The sequence below is a fragment of the Xanthomonas axonopodis genome (assembly GCF_001304695.1).
In the GTDB taxonomy this organism is placed as follows: Bacteria; Pseudomonadota; Gammaproteobacteria; order Xanthomonadales; family Xanthomonadaceae; genus Xanthomonas; species Xanthomonas axonopodis.
Genome location: NZ_JFAQ01000075.1, coordinates 1 through 20,926, shown reverse-complemented (window position 1 = coordinate 20,926; position 20,926 = coordinate 1). Strand labels below are relative to the sequence as shown.

Here is a 20,926-nt window from a genome sequence, read left to right as displayed (position 1 = left end):
CCCTGCACGCAGCAACGGCGCACCGATGCCGGTTTGCGTGCACTGCCGCGCGAGCTGCGTCAGGCCAAGGCCACCACCGCAACCGGCACGCTCAACACCGCAATCAGCATGCCCATTGCCGCCACCGTCAGCGCCCAGGCGCCGAACGCACGCGTGCGCGCACAGCCGGCAGCAGCGGCCGCCGCCTGCACCGAGCAGACCGGCCACCACAGCGCCCCCAGCATCAGCAGCAAGATGCATGCTGCCAATTGCGCCATGCCGGCCGGATCGGTCGCGCCGGTGCGCAGCAATGCAACCTGGCCCTTGAGCGCGACCACGGCCGCCAGCAGGCACACCAGCCACGGCAAGGCGCAGCCGGCCATCGCCGGCAACACCTGCCCAAGCGGGGCACCGCTGCCCATCCAACGCAGGATCTGCTTGAGCAGCACGCATCCCAGCAAGGCGATTGCAACCACGACAATGATCCCACCGGCCTTGGCCCATAGCGGCAGCGCGTGCAGCCACACCCACGCCGACAGCAGCGTGGTCGCCGCAAACACCGCCCAAGCGCTCCAGCGCAACCGAGCGTGCTGCGGCATCCGCGTCACCGTGGCATAGGGATCGAACATGATTCCGCCCAGCCCACCGCCGCGCCACCAGAAAAAGCAGGCCGCCAGCAACACCACCAAGCCAGCCAGCGGGTAGCTGAGCGCACGCCAGTCGGGAGGCTGGGTGCGCCGCTTCGGCGTGAGATCGTAATTGAAGTACAGCAGGTCGCGCGCGCGTTCCATGTCGGCAGCCGCGCGCGCCACGTCGTTGGCCGGAATGCGGTCGGTGAAGCGCTGCCATTCGCCCACGATGACCATCTTTCCCTCGCGCATCGCAATGCTGCGCGAGAAGCGGAACCACGGATTGGCGACCACTTGCGTGTCTGCCTTTACCTGGGTCGCCGGGTCGCTGTGCACGCGCACGGTCTGCCGAGCCAGCCGCGGGCCGCCCAGCGCCAGCGGGCTCTTGCGCGCCTCTTTCGGTAACGCATCCATCCACTCGCCAAGCTGGAACAACGGGAAACCCAGCTCATCGCCCTCCTCGGCTGGCCACTCCAGCCGGTAGGCCTCGTGCGTGCGCACATTGAGCGGGTCGGCAGCGTCGATGCTCGGCACGCGCACCTGGGTCAGCGCGGTGTAGTACTGCTGCATGAATTCCAGATAGTGCTCGCCTACGTTCTGCGCACCATCGTCGTCGAAGCTGCTGGCGACACGCTCGCCGCGGCCCTGGCGATACATGGTGTCCACCGTGAAGCTTGCCCAGCGCTGCGACTTGCGCAGCGAAATGGAAATTTCTTCGTTCACTTCGATCTGCGGCAACGCAGGCATCGGCGCAGGCACTTCAACCAATGTGTCCTGCCCCGCAATCACGGGCAATCCGCGCACGAACGGCAGCGGCCGACGCTGTGCCAACGGGCCCTCTTCGCGATCGCGCGTGGCATCTACCCACACCTCGCCCTGCGGCAGATGCACACGCACCACCACATGATCGAAGGCGTACGGACTGGGCAAGCGCTTTTCCAGCCCATGCCCTTTGTCGCTGTTGACCAGCACCGGCTCGGCGCGGATGCCGGCCAGCTGCAGCAGTGCGATCAGCAGCGTCGCCTTGTCCTTGCAGTCGCCGTAGCGGTTGCGCAGCGTTACTTCGGGCGCGTGCGGGGCGTGCGAGTTTTCGGCCATGTCCAAGCCGACGTAACGGATCTCGCCCTGCACGAACGCCACGGCGCGCAGCAATGCACCTTGCGGGTCGTCGCCGCGCAACATCAGGCTCTGCGCCATCTTGGCTGCCACCTGCGGCTGGTTGAATGCACGCGGGTACAACTGCGCCGCCCAGGCCGCCACCGCCCCCCAACTGCCGGCGGTGGACACTTCGATTGCGCCATACGGGTTCACATCGTCCGGCGCGTCTTTTTCTTCCTGCACCGCCGCAATGTTGCTGGCGCCGATGTCCAACTGCGTCACCCCATCGAGCGTGCGCACGTTCCGGCCGAACCCCGGTACGCTGATGCGCCACTGCAGCGGCATGTCGGCCCGATAGCGCACACGGACATGGCGTTCGCCCAGCGGCACGCCGTAGCGCGCTTCGAACACGTCGTAATAGCCTTTGCCGAATACCGGATTGCTGCCGCTGATGGTCACGCCATAGTCGACGCGATCGCCCACGCGCAGGTCGGGCAGGGTGATCGACAGGGTCAGCGCGCCATCGATCAAACCGTTCTCCAGCCCGCTCTCGCGCCGCAATCTGGCGTAATGCGCCTGGGTGCGCATATCGATGCGCTTGCCGGCGCGCCAGACATCCAGGCTGTTGAGCTCCAACTGCTGGTATTGCGGCTGATAGTCGATGGAAATCTGCCCGGCTTCCTCCAGGCTTTTGGCGCGCTGCACGGTGTAGCTGAGCCGGCGGTAAGCCGGCGGCACGCGGCCGGTCAGATCAACCTGGTCGGACACCAGCTCATAACGCAGCCCGGCAGCGCCAGGCACGTTCTCGGCAACGGCATCTGCCACCACCCAGCCCGGCGTCGGCGCCATGCGTGGCGCCTCGTTGGCCCGTGCTGGCACGATGCCCCGCGCCGGCCAGCAAACACATCGTCCAGAACACGCCGCACAGGCGTCGCATCACATTCTTGCTGATCAAGCCCCCACTCCTCGTCAAAACGCATTGAGTCTTGTCAGCGCACGGCCCACCACCAGCCGATGCACGGTTTCAGTGCCTTCGTAGGTGATCACCGATTCCAGGTTCAGCGCATGCCGGATCGCCACATGCTCGGTGGTGATGCGGGCCGCGCCCAGCAGGTCGCGGCATTGGCGCGCCACATCCAGCGCCATGCGGCAATTGTTCCATTTTGCCAGCGAGATCTGCTCCGGCTGCAATGTCCCGGCTTCCTTCAAGCGCCCAAGCTGCAAGGCGAGCAGCTGGGCGGTGGAATCCGCCGCGCCATGTCGGCCAGTTTGATCCGCGCGCTTTGCGTGGCAGCCAGCGGCCGGCCGAACAGGATGCGCTCGCCGGCATAGGCCAGCGCCTCGCGCAGGCAGGCCACTGCCGCGCCGATCGCGCCCCAGGCAATGCCGTAGCGTGCCTGGTTGCGGCAACTCAGCGGCGCCTTCGAACCGGCCGCCCGCGGCAACCGCATCTGCTCGGGCACGAACACATTGTCCAGGAACAGGCCCGAGGTGACCGACGTACGCAGGCTCATCTTGTGGCCGATGTCGTGCGCGCTGAAACCCGCACTATCGGTCCCGACCAGGAAGCGGCGCACGCCATCGTCGGTATGCGCCCAGATGATCGCAAGCCCGGCAATGCTGCCGTTGGTGATCCACAGCTTGGCGCCGTTCAAGCGCCAGCCGTCGCCTTCGCGCACCGCCCGCGTCGTCATCGCGGCCGGGTCCGACCCGCCCTGCGCCTCGCTCAGGCCGAAACAGCCGATGACCCGGCCTGCCGCCATTTCCGGCAGCCAGCGCTGCCGCTGTTCGTCGCTGCCGTAGGCGTGGATGGGGTACATGCACAACGACGATTGCACGCTGACGAAGCTGCGCAGGCCGCTGTCGCCGCGCTCCAGTTCCTGGCAGATCAATCCGTAGGACACCGCGCCAAGGCCCGCACCGCCATCGCGCGCCGGCAGGCTGGCACCCAGCAGCCCCAGTTCCGCCAACTCGGGGATCCACTCGCGCGCAAAGCGCCCGGCATCGAACCCATCGCCGATCGCCGGTATAACCCGCGTATCGGTGAAGCGCGCGACCGCATCCTGCTCCGCCCGCTCTTCGTCGGTGAGCAGCGCGCGTACGTCGAACAGGTCATCGGGGCGCACCGGCATGTTGGCTTCCATCGCAAGCTGAAACCTCGATTATCTGACAGTTGCCGGCCCAACATGGCAGTGCAGCCGCCCGGGAATGGCGCAAATGAAAAGAGCCGGCAATGCCGGCTCTCTTCTCACTGCTGCGCTGACTGCGCGTCGCTGCGGCTAACCCGTTACTGCCGGGTACTCAAACCGTCCTGGCGTACGTTGGAGTCGCCCGCCGTCGATGCCATCTGGGTCACCAGCTGGCCATCGACCACCGGCAGACGGTCGCTGGTGGGCTTGTCGTTCATGCGCACGGTCTTTTCGAACCCGTCGTAGCGGTAGGTGACGTCATAGGCCACCACATTGTCGGCGTCGCCCAGCGAGATGCGTTCGCCCGGCTTGCTGTCCATGCGCATGGTGCCGGTGGTGCCATCGGCATTGCGGTAGGTCACGTCGTAACCGACCACGCGCGAGGACGAGGAGTTGGCATTTTCGGTATGGCACTGATGCTCGGTGCGATCCACTACACGGCCGCCGACGTGGTTGCGGTCGATGCGGTTACCGATGAAGCCGCCACCCACCGCGCCTGCGGCGGTCGCCAGCTTGCGACCATTGCCGCCACCCACCTGGTTGCCGATCAGGCCGCCGATGAGCGCACCGGCCACGGTGCCACCCACGTTACCGTCGCGCTCGGGCAAACGCTCCTGCACCACGACATCGCGGCACACTTCGCGCGGCGAGGTGCTAGTGGTGGTTTCGCGGACGGCGTTGCTGTTGATCACCTGCGCGTACTGCGGCTCGCGCTGGGTAATGGGGGCGACCTTGACCACATCGGCATATTCCAGGCCGCGCGGCGCCGGCTGGCCGTTGGCGACAAAATCGCCGGACGACGGGCGGTTATTCATGAAAGCGGCAGTGGCAACGCCTCCGACCAGCAAGGCACCAGCAGCGACCAGTATAGTTGTCGTATTGCTCTTCATCACCAGCTCCCTGCGGACGCACCGCGTTGTTGACGGCCGTAATTCCAGCATGGGAACCCTGAACAAAAAGGCGCTCGCTCATGAACACGACGGTTAAGTTCAGCTAGCGGTTACTTCATGCATCTCTAACAGCCGGAGCATTCGCATGCGAAATCCCCTGACCGCACGGGCGCTGGATTGGGCCAGCACGCTGCGCTATCCCACCTTGTTCAAGCTGGCTGCCGCGCTGTTTCTGATTGACGTGGTGATGCCGGACCCGATCCCGTTCCTGGACGAAGTGCTGTTCGGCCTGACCACGTTGCTGCTGGCCAACTGGAAAACCCGCAGGGCGCCAGTGCCGGCACCGGTACGCCGCGACTGATGCGGTTGATCGACAGCCATTGCCATCTGGATGCAGGCGAGTTCGACCACGACCGTACGGCGGTGATCGCTCGCGCACAGGCCTCAAGCGTCATGCAGCAAGTGGTGCCGGCGATCACCACTGCCAGCTGGCCGGGCCTGCGTGCGGTCTGCGATCAGGCGCCCGGCCTCTACCCGGCCTACGGCCTGCATCCGCTGTTCCTGGATAAGCACCGCCCCGCGCACCTGCAGGAGCTAGCCGAGTGGATCGAACGCGAGCGGCCGTGCGCGATTGGCGAATGCGGCCTGGACTTTTTCGTCGACGGACTGGATGCGCAGGCGCAGCGCACCTATTTCGATGCTCAGCTGCAACTGGCCAAGCGGTTCGACCTGCCGCTGATCGTGCATGCGCGCCGCGCCACCGAGGAAGTCATCACCCGCATCAAGGCGGTGGGTGGCCTGCGCGGCGTGGTGCACAGCTTTGCCGGCAGCCCCGAGCAGGCGCAACAGCTGTGGAAACTGGATTTCATGATCGGCCTGGGCGGCCCGGTGACCTACCCGCGTGCCAATCGCCTGCGCGGGCTGGTGGCCAGCATGCCGCTGCAGCACCTGCTGCTGGAGACCGACGCGCCGGATCAGCCCGACGCCGGCAACCGCGGCCAACGCAACGAGCCGGCGTATCTGCGCACGGTATTGGACTGCATCGCCCAGCTGCGCGGGCAAGACCCTGCGCACATCGCTGCGCAGACATCCGCCAACGCACGCAGTCTGTTCGGCCTACCGAACTGAGCGCAGCGTGCGTATCAGCGCGCGGTCAGCACGACAGCGCGCAGGCAACATCACGAGGCCGCAACCGCCGCGGCTGCCGGCGTCGCCGCCGCAGCCTTGGGCTTGAGCAACATGTCCAGCGCCTTGCCCACTGCCACGAATGCGAAGGTGCCGGTGATATGCGTGGCCGCACCCAGCCCTGCCCCGCAATCCAGCTTGAGCGTGGCATCGGCATCGAGCTGCGGGCGGATACCGCAGACGCTGCCGTCGGCCTGCGGGTATTTGACGTTTTCCAACGAATACACCGCGGGCACGCCGAAGTAACGCTGCGGGTTCTTGGGGAAATTGAATTCGCTGCGCAGCTTCTTGCGGATCAGCGCCAGCATCGCATCGTGCTCGGTGCGCGAGACATCGCGCACGCGCACCAGCGTTGGGTCGGTGCGCCCGCCAGCCGCGCCCACGGTCAGCAGCGGCAACTTGCGCCGCCGGCACCAGGCGATGGTTTCCACCTTGACCCGAAAGCTGTCGCAGGCATCGATCACCAGGTCCAAGCCCTCACCCAGCAAGGTGTCGATATTGCCCGAGGTCAGGAAAGCCTCGACCGCGTCGGCGTCGATGTCGGGATTGATCGCCACGCAGCGTTCGGCCATCGCACGCGCCTTGTTGCGCCCGTACTGCCCGGCCAGCGCCGGCAGCTGCCGGTTGGTGTTGGACACGCACACGTCATCGGCATCGATCAGGCGGATGTGCCCCACCCCGGTGCGTGCCAGTGCCTCGACCACCCACGAGCCCACACCACCCATGCCGACCACCGCCACGCGGCATGCCGACAAGCGCTCGACCGTGCCGACCCCATACAGCCGGTCGATACCGGCAAAGCGTTCACGCCATTGTGCTTTCATCGACCTATTTTACGCGCGCCACCCAGGGCGCGCCCACGCTGCCGCAACGCACGTTGCGTCCCAGGAGCCACCTGATGCACGCCCCGCCTCCCCCCCAATCCCGTGCGGCCCGTTACGCCTTCATGCTGGTGCTGGGCCTGCTGATCGGCCTGGTTGCCACCGTCATGGTCGCCAACGCACTACGGGTGCGACGCGAGCCGGTGCGCGACAGCTTGATGCAGATCATGGCCTACCAGTTACGCATGCTGCGACCGGACGCAGGCGCCGCCTGCACGCCGGCGCAGCAACAGCGACGGCTGCAATCACTGCGCCTGCTGGCCGACGAAGTCGAGCCGGCATTCCCCGCGATTGGCGAGGACCGTCGCTTCAGCGAGCACGCACAGGCATTGTGCGCCGCGTTGGATCAGGCCCAGGGCGTGACGCTGACCGATTGCAGGCAGCTGGACCAACTCCACACACGCATCTCCGACGCCTGCGAGGCCTGCCATCGCGACTTTCGCTGAGGTTTGATGAATACGGCGCTCGGGTTTCGTTAAGCCTGCAGTGCCGTAGTTGGCAGGCCGTTCACCTGGACCATCACACGATGACGTCGCCGCGGCCCCGGCCGCCTTTTCGAACCACCCGGAGAGATTTCATGAAGACCCGACTGCTCGTTATCGGCCTGGCCGCAACCGCGACCCTGGTTGGCTGCGCCACCTCCCAACCCCAATACGGCAGCTATCGCGGCGACCGTGGTTACGACCAGGGCTACTCGCAGACGCAGCCTTGCGTGGATTGCGGCATCGTGACCCGGATCGACGAAGTCGGCCCGACCCGCACCGCGCCGACCGGCACTGGCGCCGTGCTCGGTGGCATCGTGGGCGCGGTGGCCGCCCGCCAGATTTCCAAGGATACCGGCGGCAGCACAGGCAACAAGAACGTTTCGGCCGTCGCCGGTGCCGCTGCCGGCGCGCTGGCAGGTAACGCCATCCAGAACAACGTCACCAGTTCCAGCTTCGACGTGCAGGTGCGCATGGACGACGGCCGCGTGATCGTGGTCAATCAGCGCGACCTGGCTGGCGTGCGCGAGAACGCATATGTACGCGTGGTCAACGGCAAGGTCGTGCTGCGCTGATCCATCAGCTCGGCGGCGTACACGCCCTGCCACTGCGTCGCCAGTTGGAAAGGGCCGGGGACAACACCGTTGCAAACAAAAAGGCCCGCTGACGGGCCTTTTTGTTGCGTGGCTGATGCGCTCCGCGCAGCGGCTCAGACCACCTGCACTGCATCGGCCTGCAGGCCCTTCTGGCCTTGCACGACCGTGAAGCTGACCTTCTGACCTTCCTTGAGACTCTTGAAGCCCTGGATCTGGATCGCGCGGAAATGCACGAAGACGTCTTCGCCATTTTCGCGGCTGATGAACCCAAAGCCCTTGGCATCGTTGAACCACTTCACGACACCATTTTCGCGTTCGATGTTGGACATCTCGACTGACTCCCTACGACACTGTGATGGACGAGCGGTGGTGGCTGTGATTGCAAGGAGGAAGCGAGGTACAAGGATGTAGCGGATCAGAAGATCTGCCGCATCAGGCCACGATTCACGGTGACCTTTGCAAACAGCAGCGGCTGCAAATTAACCCGCACAAAATGAATTTTCAAGCACTCCTAGCGCCTTTTTGTCAAGCCTGAATTTGGACCTGGGTAACCATCATGGACACCGCCGTCGTTTACTACGTTCTGGCCGCAGCGCTGGTGCTGATCGGCCTGGCTGGCGTCTTCCTGCCGGCCCTGCCGGGCCTGCCACTGGTGTTCGCCGGCCTGCTAGTTGCCGCCTGGACCGACAATTTCACCCACATCGGTTGGGTGACACTGGTGGTGCTGGGGTTGATCACCGCGCTGTCGTATCTGGTCGACTTCTTGGCCACGCTGTACGGGGCGCAGCGGGTAGGTGCCAGCAAGATGGCGTTGTGGGGTTCGGTCATCGGGGGCATTGCGGGCATTTTCTTCATGCCGATCGGGCTGTTCGTCGGCCCGTTCGCTGGCGCCTGGCTCGGCGAGTATTACCAGACACGCAAGTCCGGCCAGGCCACCAAGGTCGGTATCGGCACATGGGTGGGCATCATGCTCGGCACCGCCACCAAGCTGGCGCTTGGCCTGTGCATGCTGGGCGTGTTCGCGATCGGCTGGTTTTTCTAGGAATTTGGAAAGGCTGACTGCGGTGCACGCGCTTGTTGTCCAGGAGGCACGTGCCGGCCACATGCGCGCATTCGGCTGACGTGTGCCGGGCACACGATGCGCATGCCCGCCTAGGGCAGCACGTTGCAAGCAGACGCTGGGACAAGGCGGTTCGGGCGAATGTTATGCCGCCGTGTACACATTGCATATGCAGACGCGACCGTTAAGCTGCGTGTCTCTGCGCCTGCCTGGCGCCTTCACCTCGGCCAGACCGCCCATGTCCAAGCACCACACCCGCCCCCTGATGCTGATCGCACTGGCCGCCGCGCCGTTGGCACATGCACAGGAAATCGCACCGCAGCCGGCCTCGCCGCAAGCCTGCACCTCGGTGACGTCCGATGCCGCTCGCCTGGCCTGTTACGACAAGGCACTGGGCTACACGCCGCAGCAAACAGCAGAGGCAGATGCCGCAGCGCAATTGGCCAAGCAGAAGGAAGCCAAGCCCGACGATACGCGCACCATCAGCCGGGTCGGCGATTTTTTCCGCGCCGACAGCCAGGACCAACCGAAAGAAGAAGCCGTGGCCAACGCCGGCCGCGGCTCGTTGCTGGACCGATGCTGGGAACTGGCCAAGGACTCCAAGTTGGGCACCTTCCAGCTACGCGGCTACAAGCCGGTGTACCTGTTGCCGGCCTTCTGGACCAGCGACACCAACCGCACCCCGCAATCGCCGAATCCGGCCAACTCGGTCAACACGCCGCAGCAGCTGGACAGCACCGAGCTCAAATTCCAGCTCAGCTTCAAGACCAAGGTGGTGGAAGACCTGTTCGGCGACAACGGCGATATCTGGATGGGCTACACCCAGAGCTCGCGCTGGCAGGCCTATAACGCCGATGCGTCGCGCCCGTTCCGCGAGACCAATTACGAGCCCGAAGCGATGCTGGTCTTTCGCAACAACTACAGCATCTTCGGCTGGAAGGGCCGCATGAGCGGCATCAGCCTCAATCACATGTCCAACGGGCGTGCCGACCCGCTGTCGCGCTCGTGGAATCGAGTGATCCTGAACTTCGGGCTGGATCGGGAGAACTGGGCGCTGACACTGCGCCCCTGGTTCCGCATCAAGGAAGACCGCGCCGACGACAACAATCCCGATATCGAGGACTACATGGGCCGCGGCGATGCGACGCTGGTGTACAACAAGGACGGCCACGAATTGGCGCTGATCGCACGCCATTCGCTGCGTGGCGGCGACCGCTCGCACGGTTCGGTGCAGCTGGATTACGGCTTCCCCATCACCAACCTGTTGCGCGGCCATGTGCAGGTGTTCGATGGCTACGGCGAAAGCATGATCGAGTACAACCACAAGGCAACCTACATCGGTGTGGGCGTGTCGTTGCTGGAGTGGTTCTAAGCACCGCCAGCACACCGAGCGCGTTTGCCGCCAGGCGGGCGCAGCCGGTGTTCGGTGTTTACCACTTCAATTCTGCGGGCCCCAAGCGCCGTACGGACTGCTCTGGCGAGGCTTCTTGATCGCCGTGGTCGCGGTCAATGGTGTTGCAGGTGCTCACGACAAGCGCTGGCGCCGATGATCGATCGCCTGCCCCGTGGTCCGGCGCATCGTACGATGGGGGCAATCGGCAAACTGCATCGAGTTGATCAAACGAAAAGGCCGACATGTGCGCATGTCGGCCTTTTCGTTTTACACACCCATGCGGCATGACACGTGCCCGCGGACCAGAGCATATTGCTATGGCCGGGGCTTGCCTGCATTCGACTCAAACGTCGAAAAAGTCAACCTTGCCGTCCTGCAAGGTGTAGTACGCACCGACCACGCGCACATCGCCGGCGCGCAATGGTTCGAGCAGCGCAGGTTCGGATGCGGCGCGCAAGCGGTCGACAGTACGCTTGACGTTGGCCTTGACCGAGTCGGCCAGCAGGTTTGCACCGCCCTTGGCCTTGGCGGTGAGCACCGCCGGGACGATCGGTTCGATCATCGCGCTGTTCGACGCGATGCGGAATGCGACATGGACGAGCCCCTGCTCGCTGGTTGGCGTCGCGATCCTACTATGTGGCGGACGCGACCAAACGGGCCGGATGGAGATTCTGCGATCAAAAGACGCGGCCCGCCGCTGCAGGTTCAGGTCCAGTCCGTCAGGCCTTCCCGGCGATAGGTTTCCTGGAATGCTGGGCGAGCCTTCATCCGCATTGCGTGCGCCCGCAGCGCCGGCCAGGTATCTGTCGGCCGCGGCATATTGCGCGACCAACGCATGAGCATGGTCAACATGAAGTCGGCCGCCGACAGCTGCTGCCCCAGCAGGTACGGGCCGTGCGCCTGCAGATACGTATGCACCTGCGCCCAGGCCGCTTCCAGCTGCGCGCGCGCCAGCGCCTGGGCGTGATCGGCATGCGCGGCACCAGCGGGTTCGTCGGGATAAAACCAGGCGCGGTACGCCGGCTGCAGGGTGTTGGCGCAGAAGAACATCCACTTGTAGTACGCCGCACGCGCCGGTGTCCCGACCGCAGGCGCGAGTCGAGCCTGTAGATACAGGTCGGCCAGATGCAGGACGATCGCGGCCGCCTCGGTCAGTACCTGCCCGTCCAGCACCAGGGTGGGCACCACGCCAGCCGGATTGATCGCCGGATATTCGGGTGATTTGTGTTGGCGCTGAGCAAAGTCCAGCGCATGCAGCGTGTGCGCCACATCCAGTTCGATCAGCAGCCAATGCACCACCAACGCGGCGGTGCTGGGGGAGTGGTACAGCGTGGCGACCATGCGCGCTCCGGGATCGGTCGGGACAGGCGCGCAAGGCGGGCAACGCCCGCGCGGCTCGCTGCCAGTATCGCTGCTTTATGGGGCTGTCGAAGACCTGTGTGGGGCAATCACCGCTGCACAGGCGCGCGCACGACATCGCAACACCTCAACACGATGCCGCATGCGCGCATTGCCCCTACCGCCACAGGCACCGGCCACACCTGCGCAACGGCGGTGCAGCCGGCTTGATCGCCGCAGTTACTCCACCACCACCGGAATCTTGCCGATCCGCGACTGCCACTGCCGCGGGCCGGTCTTGTGCACCGATTCGCCGCTGGAATCCACCGCGACCGTCACCGGCATGTCCTTGACCTCGAATTCGTAGATCGCCTCCATGCCGAGATCCTCGAACGCCAGCACGCGCGCTGCCTTGATCGCCTTGGACACCAAATACGCCGAACCACCGACCGCCATCAGGTAGACGGCCTTGTTGTCGCGGATCGCCTCGATCGCCGCATCGCCCCGCTCGGACTTGCCGACCATGCCCAGCAGGCCGGTCTGTTCCAGCATCTGCCGGGTGAACTTGTCCATGCGCGTGGCGGTGGTCGGGCCGGCCGGGCCCACCACTTCGTCGCGCACCGGATCGACCGGGCCGACGTAGTAGATGAAGCGATTGGTGAAGTCCACCGGCAGCGTTTCGCCGCGGTTGAGCATGTCGATCATGCGCTTGTGCGCAGCGTCGCGGCCGGTCAGCAGCTTGCCGTTGAGCAGGATCACCTCGCCCGGCTTGAAGCTGGCCACTTCGTCCTTGCTGATGGTGTCCAGGTTCACCCGGCGCGCATTGGTCGGGTTATAGGTGAGCTTGGGCCAGTCTTCCAGCGACGGCGGGTCCAGCATCACCGGGCCGCTGCCGTCCAGGGTGAAATGCGCGTGGCGGGTGGCGGCGCAATTGGGGATCAAGGCAACCGGCAGGTTGGCCGCATGGGTCGGATAATCCTTGACCTTGATGTCCAGCACGGTGGTCAGGCCACCCAGACCCTGCGCGCCGATGCCCAGCGCATTGACCTTTTCGTACAGCTCAAGCCGCAGCTCCTCGACCCGATTGGAGACGCCGCGCGCCTGCAGGTCGACGATGTCGATCGGCTCCATCAAGGCTTCCTTGGCCAGCAGCATCGCCTTCTCGGCGGTGCCGCCGATGCCGATGCCCAGCATGCCCGGCGGGCACCAGCCGGCGCCCATGGTCGGCACGGTCTTGAGCACCCAGTCGACGATGGAGTCGGACGGATTGAGCATCGCGAACTTGCTCTTGGCCTCCGAACCGCCGCCCTTGGCCGCGACGATCACCTCGACATGGTCGCCGGGCACGATCTTGGTGTTGACCACTGCCGGCGTGTTGTCGCGGGTGTTGGCGCGCTTGCCGGCCGGGTCGGCCAGCACGCTGGCACGCAGCTTGTTGTCGGGGTGGTTGTAGGCGCGGCGCACGCCCTCGTTGACCATGTCTTCCACGCCCATGGTGGCGTCGTCCCAGCGCACGTTCATGCCGATGTCCAGGAACACGGTGACGATACCGGTGTCCTGGCAGATCGGGCGGTGGCCTTCGGCGCACATGCGCGAGTTGATCAGGATCTGCGCAATGGCGTCCTTGGCGGCCGGCGATTCTTCGCGCTCGTAGGCGGCGGACAGGTTCTTGATGTAGTCGACCGGGTGGTAGTAGCTGATGTACTGCAGCGCATCGGCGACGGACTGGATGAGGTCTTCCTGTTTGATCGAGGTCACGGCTGGCTCTACGGCTGGCGGGGGTGCAAGCCAGGCATTTTAGAGCAAACCGCAGGCGCGTCCGGGCGCGACGTCTATCGCTGCGATTGACCGATGCGGTCTTTCGCCGATCGTCGACGCAGCGCTGCGATATTGCTGGGGCGATGGCAAGCGAGGAATCCGCCGACCGCTGCCGGCGCAACGGCTGGCGGTGAGCCCTGTGTGCCGATCGGCGAGCACGCGCCAGCCTGGGCCCTGCCTCTTCCGTGTAGATGGCCCAACACCCCGCGCCCACGCCGGGCGCGGCACACTAGCGCGATGTCAGCTTCCCGTTCCGGCGCCACTGCGCCCGCCGCTCCCCGTACCGGCCCTACCCTGCGCGAGCGCCTGGATGCGCTGCGCAATCTCCCGCCGTTCCTGCAGCAGATCTGGCAGACCAGCCGCTGGCTGAGTGCCAGCAGCATCGGCTTGCGCGTGCTGCGCGCGCTGATGCCGGTGGCGACGCTGTACATCGGCAAATTGATCATCGACGAGGCGATCCACCTGGTCGGCCAACCGCAGGCATTCGACTCGTTCGCGCAGGCCCTGGGCAGCGGCCGCCTGAACCGGCTGCTGGAATTGCTGGCGCTGGAACTGGCGCTGGCGATCGGCTCGGACCTGCTCGGCCGGCTGGTCGGCTACGCCGATGCGCTGCTGTCGGAATTGTTCAACAACGCCGCCAGCGTGCGGCTGATGGAACATGCCGCACAGCTGGATCTGGAGGATTTCGAAGACCCGGACCGGCAGGACAAGCTGGATCGCGCGCGACGCCAGACCATGAACCGCATGAACCTGATGAGCCAGCTGTTCGGCCAGGCGCAGGACGCCATTACCGTGGTCAGCCTGGCGGTTGGCCTGGTGGTCTATGCACCGTGGTTGATCGTGCTGCTGGCGGTCGCGCTGATTCCGGCCTTCATCGGCGAGGCGCACTTCAATGCGCTTGGTTATTCGCTCAATTTCCAGTGGACGCCGGAGCGGCGCCAGCTCGATTACCTGCGCCAGGTCGGCGCCAGCGTGGAGACGGCCAAGGAAGTCAAAATCCTCAACCTGCACCGCTTCCTGATCGCGCGCTACCGCCGGCTGGCCGACAAGTTCTTCCAGGCCAACCGAGCGCTGGCACGCAAGCGCGCGATGTGGGGCGCGCTGCTGGCCGCGCTCGGCACCTTGGGTTACTACATGGCCTACGGCTACATCGCCTGGCGCACGGTGCGCGGCGACTTCAGCATCGGCGACCTGACCTTTCTGGCCGGCAGTTTCCTGCACCTGCGGCAGTTGCTGGAAGGCTTGCTGATCGGCTTTTCGCAGGTTGCAGGCCAGGCGCTATATCTGGACGATCTGTATTCGTTCTTCAACATCGTGCCGGAAATCCGCTCGCGCCCGAACGCACTGCCGGTGCCGCGCCCGATCCGCCAGGGCTTCGTGTTCGAAGACGTCGGCTTCCGCTACCCGGACGCGGAACAGTGGACGGTGCGGCATCTGGATTTCGAATTGCGCGCTGGCGAAGTGCTGGCGCTGGTGGGCGAAAACGGCGCCGGCAAGACCACCCTGGTCAAGCTGCTGGCACGGCTCTACGACCCCGACGAAGGGCGCATCCTGCTCGATGGCCACGATCTGCGCGACTACGATCTGGACGACCTGCGCGCCAATCTGGGCGTGATTTTCCAGGACTTCGTGCGCTATCACCTGAGCGTTGGCGAAAACATCGGCGTCGGCCAGGTGGACGCGATGGACGATACGCCGCGCATCCGCGCCGCCGCACAACGCGCGATGGCGGGCGAGCTGATCGACAGCCTGCCCGACGGCTACAACCAGCTGATCGGGCGGCGCTTCAAGAACAGCGTGGATCTGTCCGGCGGGCAATGGCAGAAGATCGCCATCGCCCGCGCCTACATGCGCGATGCGCAGCTGATGATCCTGGACGAACCCACCGCCGCGCTGGATGCGCGCAGCGAATTCGAGGTGTTCCAGCGCTTCAAGGAATTGTCGGACAACCGCACCGCCGTGCTGATCTCGCACCGCTTCTCCAGCGTGCGCATGGCCGACCGCATCCTGGTGCTGGCCGCAGGCCGCATCGAGGCCAACGGCACCCACGACGAGCTGATGGCGCAGGGCGGGCGATATGCGGAATTGTTCGAATTGCAGGCGACGGGGTATCGGTGAGGCCGGGATTCGGGATTCGGGATTCGGGATTCGGGATTGGGGATTGGGGATTGGGGATTCGGCATTGGTAAGAGCTGCCGGTTCATCCGCGAGCCCGGCACGTCCAAGACCCAGGATCTGCTCTTGCAAATCCCCAATCCCGACTCCCGAATCCCTGCACCCAAATGAGAGTTCATCTCATTTGGCCAGCTTGAGGTAGAATTGGCGCGTACTCCTCCCACGACATGACCGGTATGTCTTCCGCTTTTGGCGCCGAAACGGTGCTTGAGGTCCGTCATTGGACCGATGCCTACTTCAGCTTCACCACGACCCGCGATGCCGGCTTCCGTTTCGAAAACGGGCAGTTCGTGATGATCGGGCTGGAAACCGAAACGCGTCCGTTGCTGCGTGCGTATTCGATCGCCAGCGCCAATTGGGAAGAGCATCTGGAGTTTTTCAGCATCAAGGTGCCGGACGGCCCGCTGACCTCGCGGCTGCAGCACATCCAGCCCGGCGACAAGGTGCTGGTCGGCAAGAAACCGACCGGCACGCTGCTGATCAGCGACCTGCACCCCGGGCGCAACCTGTATCTGTTGGGTACCGGCACTGGGCTGGCGCCGTGGTTATCGATCATCAAGGACCCGGAAACCTACGAGCGTTTCGACAAGGTGATCCTCACCCAGGGCGTGCGCTTCGTGCAGGATCTGGCCTACCGGGATTACTTCGAACGCGAGTTGCCGCAGCACGAATTCCTCGGCGACCTGCTGCGCGAAAAATTGCTGTATTACCCGGCGGTCACGCGCGAAGCCTTCGCCAATCAAGGCCGTTTGACCGAGATGATGGCTGATGGCCGCATGCAGCAGACGCTCGGGTTGCCGACCCTGGATCCGGCCAACGACCGCTTCATGATCTGCGGCAGCCCGCAGATGCTGGGCGACCTGCGCACCCTGCTCGATAGCCGCGGTTTCCAGACCTCCCCGCGCATCGGCACGCCGGGGCATTACGTGTTCGAGCGTGCGTTCGTCGAAAAGTGATGCGCCGCGCATGAAAGACCCGCGCGGCGCAGCGTTTCATCTGAAGAACCTGATGTCGTATGAGCACACCCGGGCGCGCTCCTACGGGTTGAGTACCGTGCCCCGCCGGATCAAGCGCCCAGCGCGCGCTCGATGTCGGCAGCCAACGCTTCCGGCTTGGTGGTGGGCGCATAACGTTCCAGCACGCGCCCATCGCGGCCGATCAGGAACTTGGTGAAGTTCCACTTGATCGCTTCGGACCCTAGCACGCCGCGTTGTTCGTGCTTGAGCCATTGCCACAGCGGATGCGCGCCGTTGCCGTTGACCTCGATCTTTGCTGCCAGCAGAAAATCCACCGCGTAGTCGAGCGAGCAGAACTGGCGGATCTGCGCCGCATCGCCCGGCTCCTGATGCCCGAACTGATCGCATGGAAAGCCGATCACCACCAGCCCACGTTCGCGATAACGCTGCCACAGCGCCTGCAGCCCCGCGTATTGCGGCGTAAACCCGCACTTGGAGGCCACATTGACCACCAGCAGGACTTTGCCGGCGTAATCGCGCATCGACTGGGTGCGACCTTCCAGGTCGGTAAAGGCGAAGGTGGAGATGTCGCTCATGGTTGCCCTGCAGTGTGCGAGACGGGCAGCGTAACGTAGTCGCCTGCACGGCGGCCACGCAGCGGAAAAAGATTGCAGAGGGGCAATCGTGCGGCAGATCGCCTCCCGCGCGACAGCCCGGGATCATCAAGCAGATGGCCCGGCAGCTCGCCAAGGCCGCTCGAAGACAGCCAGCTCGGGCCTGCCACGGAGTACAACGGGCACGCGTCCGGCGGCGGATACTACTCCGCTTGCATCGGCTCCTGCGCTCGCACCGCGAGCAACGGTCGTGCCCGTCTGATTGCGTTGCATTGGCTTGGCAGCCATGCCTTTTGTCACACGCCTGTCCCGACTGGCTGGGTTAGCCTCGGTTCGCACTTTGGAGCAACCCTCTTGACCACCCGTCTCGCTTTTGCCCTAGCCGCCTCCCTGGGACTTGCCATGCCGTCCTACAGCATCGCCGCACCCGCCGCCACGCAGGCAGCCACCCAGGCCAACCCGTTCTTTGCCGACAGCACGCTGCCACTGCATTACCCGCAGTTCGACAAGATCAAAGACAGCGATTTCGCACCTGCCTTCGATGCCGGCATGGCCGAGCAGTTGAAGGAAGTGGAAAAAATCGCAAACCAGAAGGCCAAGCCCAGCTTCGACAACACCATCATCGCGCTGGAAAAGAGCGGCGCCACGCTCGACCGCGCCACCACGGTGTTCTTCAACCTGGTCGGTGCCGACACCAACGACGCGCGCAAGAAACTGCAGGCCGACTATTCGGCGAAGTTCGCAGCGCACCGCGATGCCATTTCGCTCAACAGCAAGCTGTTTGCACGCATCCAGAGCCTGTACGACCAACGCGCCAAGCGGGGGCTGGATGCGCAGGGCGTGCGCATGGTCGAGAAGTACTATAGCGATTTCGTGCGCGACGGCGCCAAGCTCTCCGACGCCGACAAGACCACGCTCAAGGCGATGAATGCCGAGCTGGCCAACCTGGGCACCACCTTCAGCCAGAACGTGCTGGCCGAAGTGAATGCCGCCGCTGTGGTCGTGGATGACGTCAAGCAACTGGACGGTTTGTCGCAGAAGCAGATTGCCGCTGCCGCCGAAGCCGCCAAGGCGCGCAAACTCGATGGCAAGTACGTCATTGCACTGCTCAACACGACCGGCCAGCCGCCACTGACCCAGCTGAAAAATCGCGAGCTGCGCAAGAAGATCTACGAGGCCTCGGTGTCGCGCGGCAGCCACGGCGGCCAGTACGACAACACCGCGCTGGTCTCGCGCATCATGAAGCTGCGTGCCGACAAGGCCAAGCTGCTGGGCTTCCCCAACTATGCCGCCTACTCGCTGGAAAACCAGACCGCCAAGACGCCTGAAGCGGTCAACGCGATGCTGGGCAAACTGGCACCGGCCGCGGTAGCCAACGCCAAGCGCGAAGCCGCCGATCTGCAGGCGATGATCGACAAGGAGCAAAAGGCCGCGCGCAAGCCGACCTTCAAGCTGGAAGCCTGGGATTGGGCCTACTACAGCGAGAAGGTACGCCAGGCCAAATACAACTTCGACGAATCCCAGCTCAAGGCGTACTTCGAACTGAAGAACGTGCTGGAAAACGGCGTGTTCTATACGGCCAACCAGGAATACGGCCTGACCTTCAAACAGCGCAGCGACCTGCCGACCTACCGCGACGACATCACTGTCTATGACGTGTTCGACGCGGACGGCAAGCAGCTGGCGATCTTCATTGCCGACATGTATGCGCGCGAATCCAAGCGCGGTGGCGCATGGATGAATTCCTATGTGTCGCAGTCGGCGCTGACCGGCTTCAGGCCGGTGGTGGCCAATCACCTCAACATTCCCAAGCCGCCGGCCGGCCAGCCGACGCTGCTGACCTGGGACGAAGTGACCACCATGTTCCATGAGTTCGGGCATGCGCTGCACGGCATGTTCTCCGACGTCAAATACCCTTATTTCTCCGGCACCAGCGTGCCGCGCGACTTCGTCGAGTTCCCCTCGCAGGTCAACGAGATGTGGCCCGACGAGCCGTCCATCCTGAAGAACTACGCCAAGCATTATCAGAACGGCACCCCGATGCCGCAGGCGCTGCTGGACAAGGTGATTGCCGCCTCCAAGTTCAACCAGGGCTTTGCCACCACCGAGTACCTGGGTGCGGCGATGCTGGATCAGAACTGGCACCAGGTCAGCGCCAGCCAGGTGCCGGACGCCGCCGGCGTGATGGCATTCGAGGCCAAGGCGCTGCAGCAGGATGGCATTGCCTATGCACCGGTGCCGCCGCGCTACAAGACCCCGTATTTCAGCCACATCATGGGCGGTTACGCGGCAGGCTACTACGCCTACATCTGGTCCGAAGTACTGGACGCCAATACCCAGCAGTGGTTCAAGCAGCACGGTGGCCTGAGCCGCGCCGATGGCGACCGCTTCCGCAAGACCCTGCTTTCGCGCGGCGGTAGCGTGGATGCGATGGAGCTGTTCCAGAACTTTGCCGGGCATGCGCCGCAGATCGAGCCGTTGCTCGAAAAGCGCGGTCTCAGTGCGCGAGGCGGCGATGGTGCCACTCCGGAAGCGGCGCAGTCCAAGCCGTAAATCGGCTGTACGATCCGCGCGCGGTCATCAGGCCGCGTGCTTGGCTCCAGGATCGGCATGTCCCATGCGGGCATGCCGATCTCGGACACCAAACGAGACATCCAACTGCTCGCAATGGTATCGGCAAGTCCTTGTTCGAGAACCGATGAGATGACAACGCCGCCCCCGAGCGATCAGGGCGGCTTTTTTGCTGCTGTGCTTGCAGCGCCTTAGAGCACGCGCAACGCGGTCCTTAGAGTTCCACCGCGTCCACGCCATCCAGGAGCTTTTTCAGTAGCTTCTCCAAACGTAGCTGCTCGGCCTCGCTCATGCTGGCGGTCTGCGCATGCAACAGCGTGCAGGCCTCGGGCAACAGGCGCTCGATCAAGGCCGAGCCTGCAGGCTGCAGCGTCAGGACGATCTTGCGCCGATCTTCGGGGCTGCTGGTGCGCGCGATCAGGCCTTTCTCGCACAGCTGATCGGTGAGCCGGGTGATGTTGGCTGGCTTTTCGCTGGCGGCTTCGGCCACCTCGGTAGGGGTGATCGACTGCTCCGGCGTGCCATAGAGCATCATCAAGATCTCGTATTCCGGCGGACTGATGCCATAAGGCTTGAGCCGCACGCACCCGATCGTATGCAGGCGCTTGTAGAGATGCTTGATCAGTCTCACCAATATTGCCGGCTCCCGCGGGAAGGCCGGATAACGCACGCAGGTGTGGTCCACGCGACTTGCGGTTGAGTCGAAGCTACTCATATCACCCGTTGGAGTAGGTTGCTGAATGGCCGGGCCATTCCATCACATCGTGCGCGATGCGACACCTCAGCGCGCGAAGAGATGTACATATTCCGGTGCGACCGAAGGCAATAACGTGGAGGCAGCGACCTCTGCCATCTGCGTGCCATCCGAGTACGGACCAACCTGATAGGGCGGAAACACAAAGCGCACGGCCGTGATCTGCCCAGTTGCATTCAAAACCGGAACTAAGGCAACGCTGATCAAGCCCCGTTCCCGCGTTTCGCGGGAGGTTGGATGCACATAGACGATGGGGCGCGTAGATCGCTTTGCCCATTCAGGGCAATCCCGGTGATCGAGGCCTCTGTTGGGAGGCCT

General features: G+C 64.5%; 17 protein-coding genes and 3 pseudogenes. 9 read left to right on the top strand and 11 right to left on the bottom strand.

Going from position 1 to position 20,926, the window contains the following annotated elements; all coding sequences use genetic code 11:
* Positions 1-59 precede the first annotated feature (59 nt).
* The 3 genes and pseudogenes from XAXN_RS07995 to XAXN_RS07985 form a co-directional block, all read right to left on the bottom strand.
* Complete coding sequence (locus XAXN_RS07995; protein WP_054319153.1) at positions 60-2,555, bottom strand: DUF3857 domain-containing protein; 2,496 nt, start codon at positions 2,553-2,555, stop codon at positions 60-62.
* 120 nt (positions 2,556-2,675) lie between these two features.
* Positions 2,676-3,850, bottom strand: a pseudogene (locus tag XAXN_RS07990) (acyl-CoA dehydrogenase family protein).
* Positions 3,851-3,993: 143 nt separating this feature from the next.
* Positions 3,994-4,785 carry a glycine zipper 2TM domain-containing protein gene (locus tag XAXN_RS07985; RefSeq protein WP_054319152.1) on the bottom strand — a complete coding sequence of 264 codons (792 nt, stop codon included), beginning with the start codon at positions 4,783-4,785 and terminating at the stop codon, positions 3,994-3,996.
* A 145-nt stretch (positions 4,786-4,930) separates the two neighbouring features.
* On the opposite strand from XAXN_RS07985, the gene XAXN_RS07980 reads away from it, so the two are divergent.
* Positions 4,931-5,146, top strand: a complete 216-nt coding sequence (locus tag XAXN_RS07980) for a DUF6116 family protein (protein WP_042821823.1) — start codon at positions 4,931-4,933, stop codon at positions 5,144-5,146.
* Positions 5,146-5,913 carry a TatD family hydrolase gene (locus XAXN_RS07975; protein WP_054319151.1) on the top strand — a complete coding sequence of 256 codons (768 nt, stop codon included), beginning with the start codon at positions 5,146-5,148 and terminating at the stop codon, positions 5,911-5,913. Before XAXN_RS07980 ends, XAXN_RS07975 begins: the two co-directional genes overlap by 1 nt.
* Positions 5,914-5,963: 50 nt before the next feature.
* Here XAXN_RS07975 and XAXN_RS07970 read toward each other — a convergent pair whose 3' ends face one another.
* Positions 5,964-6,794, bottom strand: a complete 831-nt coding sequence (locus XAXN_RS07970) for a tRNA threonylcarbamoyladenosine dehydratase (protein ID WP_054319150.1) — start codon at positions 6,792-6,794, stop codon at positions 5,964-5,966.
* 74 nt (positions 6,795-6,868) lie between these two features.
* On the opposite strand from XAXN_RS07970, the gene XAXN_RS07965 reads away from it, so the two are divergent.
* On the top strand, positions 6,869-7,297 hold the full coding sequence (locus XAXN_RS07965; RefSeq protein ID WP_054319149.1) for a hypothetical protein: 429 nt from the start codon (positions 6,869-6,871) through the stop codon (positions 7,295-7,297).
* 131 nt (positions 7,298-7,428) lie between these two features.
* Complete coding sequence (locus tag XAXN_RS07960; protein WP_054319148.1) at positions 7,429-7,908, top strand: glycine zipper 2TM domain-containing protein; 480 nt, start codon at positions 7,429-7,431, stop codon at positions 7,906-7,908.
* 134 nt (positions 7,909-8,042) lie between these two features.
* Here XAXN_RS07960 and XAXN_RS07955 read toward each other — a convergent pair whose 3' ends face one another.
* Complete coding sequence (locus XAXN_RS07955) at positions 8,043-8,258, bottom strand: cold-shock protein (RefSeq protein ID WP_003483561.1); 216 nt, start codon at positions 8,256-8,258, stop codon at positions 8,043-8,045.
* A 227-nt stretch (positions 8,259-8,485) separates the two neighbouring features.
* Between XAXN_RS07955 and XAXN_RS07950 the strand changes: the two genes are divergently transcribed.
* Positions 8,486-8,971, top strand: a complete 486-nt coding sequence (locus XAXN_RS07950) for a DUF456 domain-containing protein (protein WP_054319147.1) — start codon at positions 8,486-8,488, stop codon at positions 8,969-8,971.
* 256 nt (positions 8,972-9,227) lie between these two features.
* A complete protein-coding gene (locus XAXN_RS07945; protein WP_054319146.1) occupies positions 9,228-10,361 on the top strand; it encodes a phospholipase A in 1,134 nt (377 codons plus the stop codon).
* A gap of 364 nt (positions 10,362-10,725) precedes the next feature.
* On the opposite strand, the pseudogene XAXN_RS07940 reads toward XAXN_RS07945, so the two are convergent.
* The 3 genes and pseudogenes from XAXN_RS07940 to XAXN_RS07930 all read right to left on the bottom strand — a co-directional run.
* Positions 10,726-10,947 (bottom strand): annotated as a pseudogene (locus tag XAXN_RS07940) (carbonic anhydrase); the annotation flags it as partial.
* A gap of 140 nt (positions 10,948-11,087) precedes the next feature.
* The gene (locus tag XAXN_RS07935; RefSeq protein WP_054319145.1) at positions 11,088-11,723 is read right to left on the bottom strand and encodes a glutathione S-transferase family protein; all 636 of its coding nucleotides are present in this window, start codon (positions 11,721-11,723) and stop codon (positions 11,088-11,090) included.
* A gap of 237 nt (positions 11,724-11,960) precedes the next feature.
* Positions 11,961-13,478: a fumarate hydratase gene (locus XAXN_RS07930; protein WP_054319144.1), complete on the bottom strand. Its 1,518-nt coding sequence runs from the start codon at positions 13,476-13,478 to the stop codon at positions 11,961-11,963.
* A 297-nt stretch (positions 13,479-13,775) separates the two neighbouring features.
* Here XAXN_RS07930 and XAXN_RS07925 point away from each other — a divergent pair, with 297 nt between their 5' ends.
* The gene (locus XAXN_RS07925; RefSeq protein WP_054319143.1) at positions 13,776-15,656 is read left to right on the top strand and encodes an ABC transporter ATP-binding protein; all 1,881 of its coding nucleotides are present in this window, start codon (positions 13,776-13,778) and stop codon (positions 15,654-15,656) included.
* A gap of 233 nt (positions 15,657-15,889) precedes the next feature.
* Entirely contained in the window at positions 15,890-16,669 is a 780-nt protein-coding gene (locus tag XAXN_RS07920; protein ID WP_054319166.1) for a ferredoxin--NADP reductase, read from the top strand.
* Between the two features lie 110 nt (positions 16,670-16,779).
* On the opposite strand, the gene XAXN_RS07915 is transcribed toward XAXN_RS07920, so the two are convergent.
* Positions 16,780-17,265 (bottom strand): glutathione peroxidase, encoded by a 486-nt coding sequence (locus XAXN_RS07915; protein WP_054319142.1) that lies wholly within the window; start codon positions 17,263-17,265, stop codon positions 16,780-16,782.
* Positions 17,266-17,637: 372 nt separating this feature from the next.
* Between XAXN_RS07915 and XAXN_RS07910 the strand changes: the two genes are divergently transcribed.
* Entirely contained in the window at positions 17,638-19,836 is a 2,199-nt protein-coding gene (locus tag XAXN_RS07910) for a M3 family metallopeptidase (protein WP_174515521.1), read from the top strand.
* A gap of 232 nt (positions 19,837-20,068) precedes the next feature.
* Here the strand turns inward: XAXN_RS07910 and XAXN_RS07905 are convergent, their stop codons facing one another.
* Both XAXN_RS07905 and XAXN_RS23010 read right to left on the bottom strand, forming a co-directional pair.
* A complete protein-coding gene (locus XAXN_RS07905) occupies positions 20,069-20,569 on the bottom strand; it encodes a MarR family winged helix-turn-helix transcriptional regulator (protein ID WP_054319140.1) in 501 nt (166 codons plus the stop codon).
* Between the two features lie 66 nt (positions 20,570-20,635).
* A pseudogene (locus tag XAXN_RS23010) lies at positions 20,636-20,926 on the bottom strand (RsiV family protein); the annotation flags it as partial.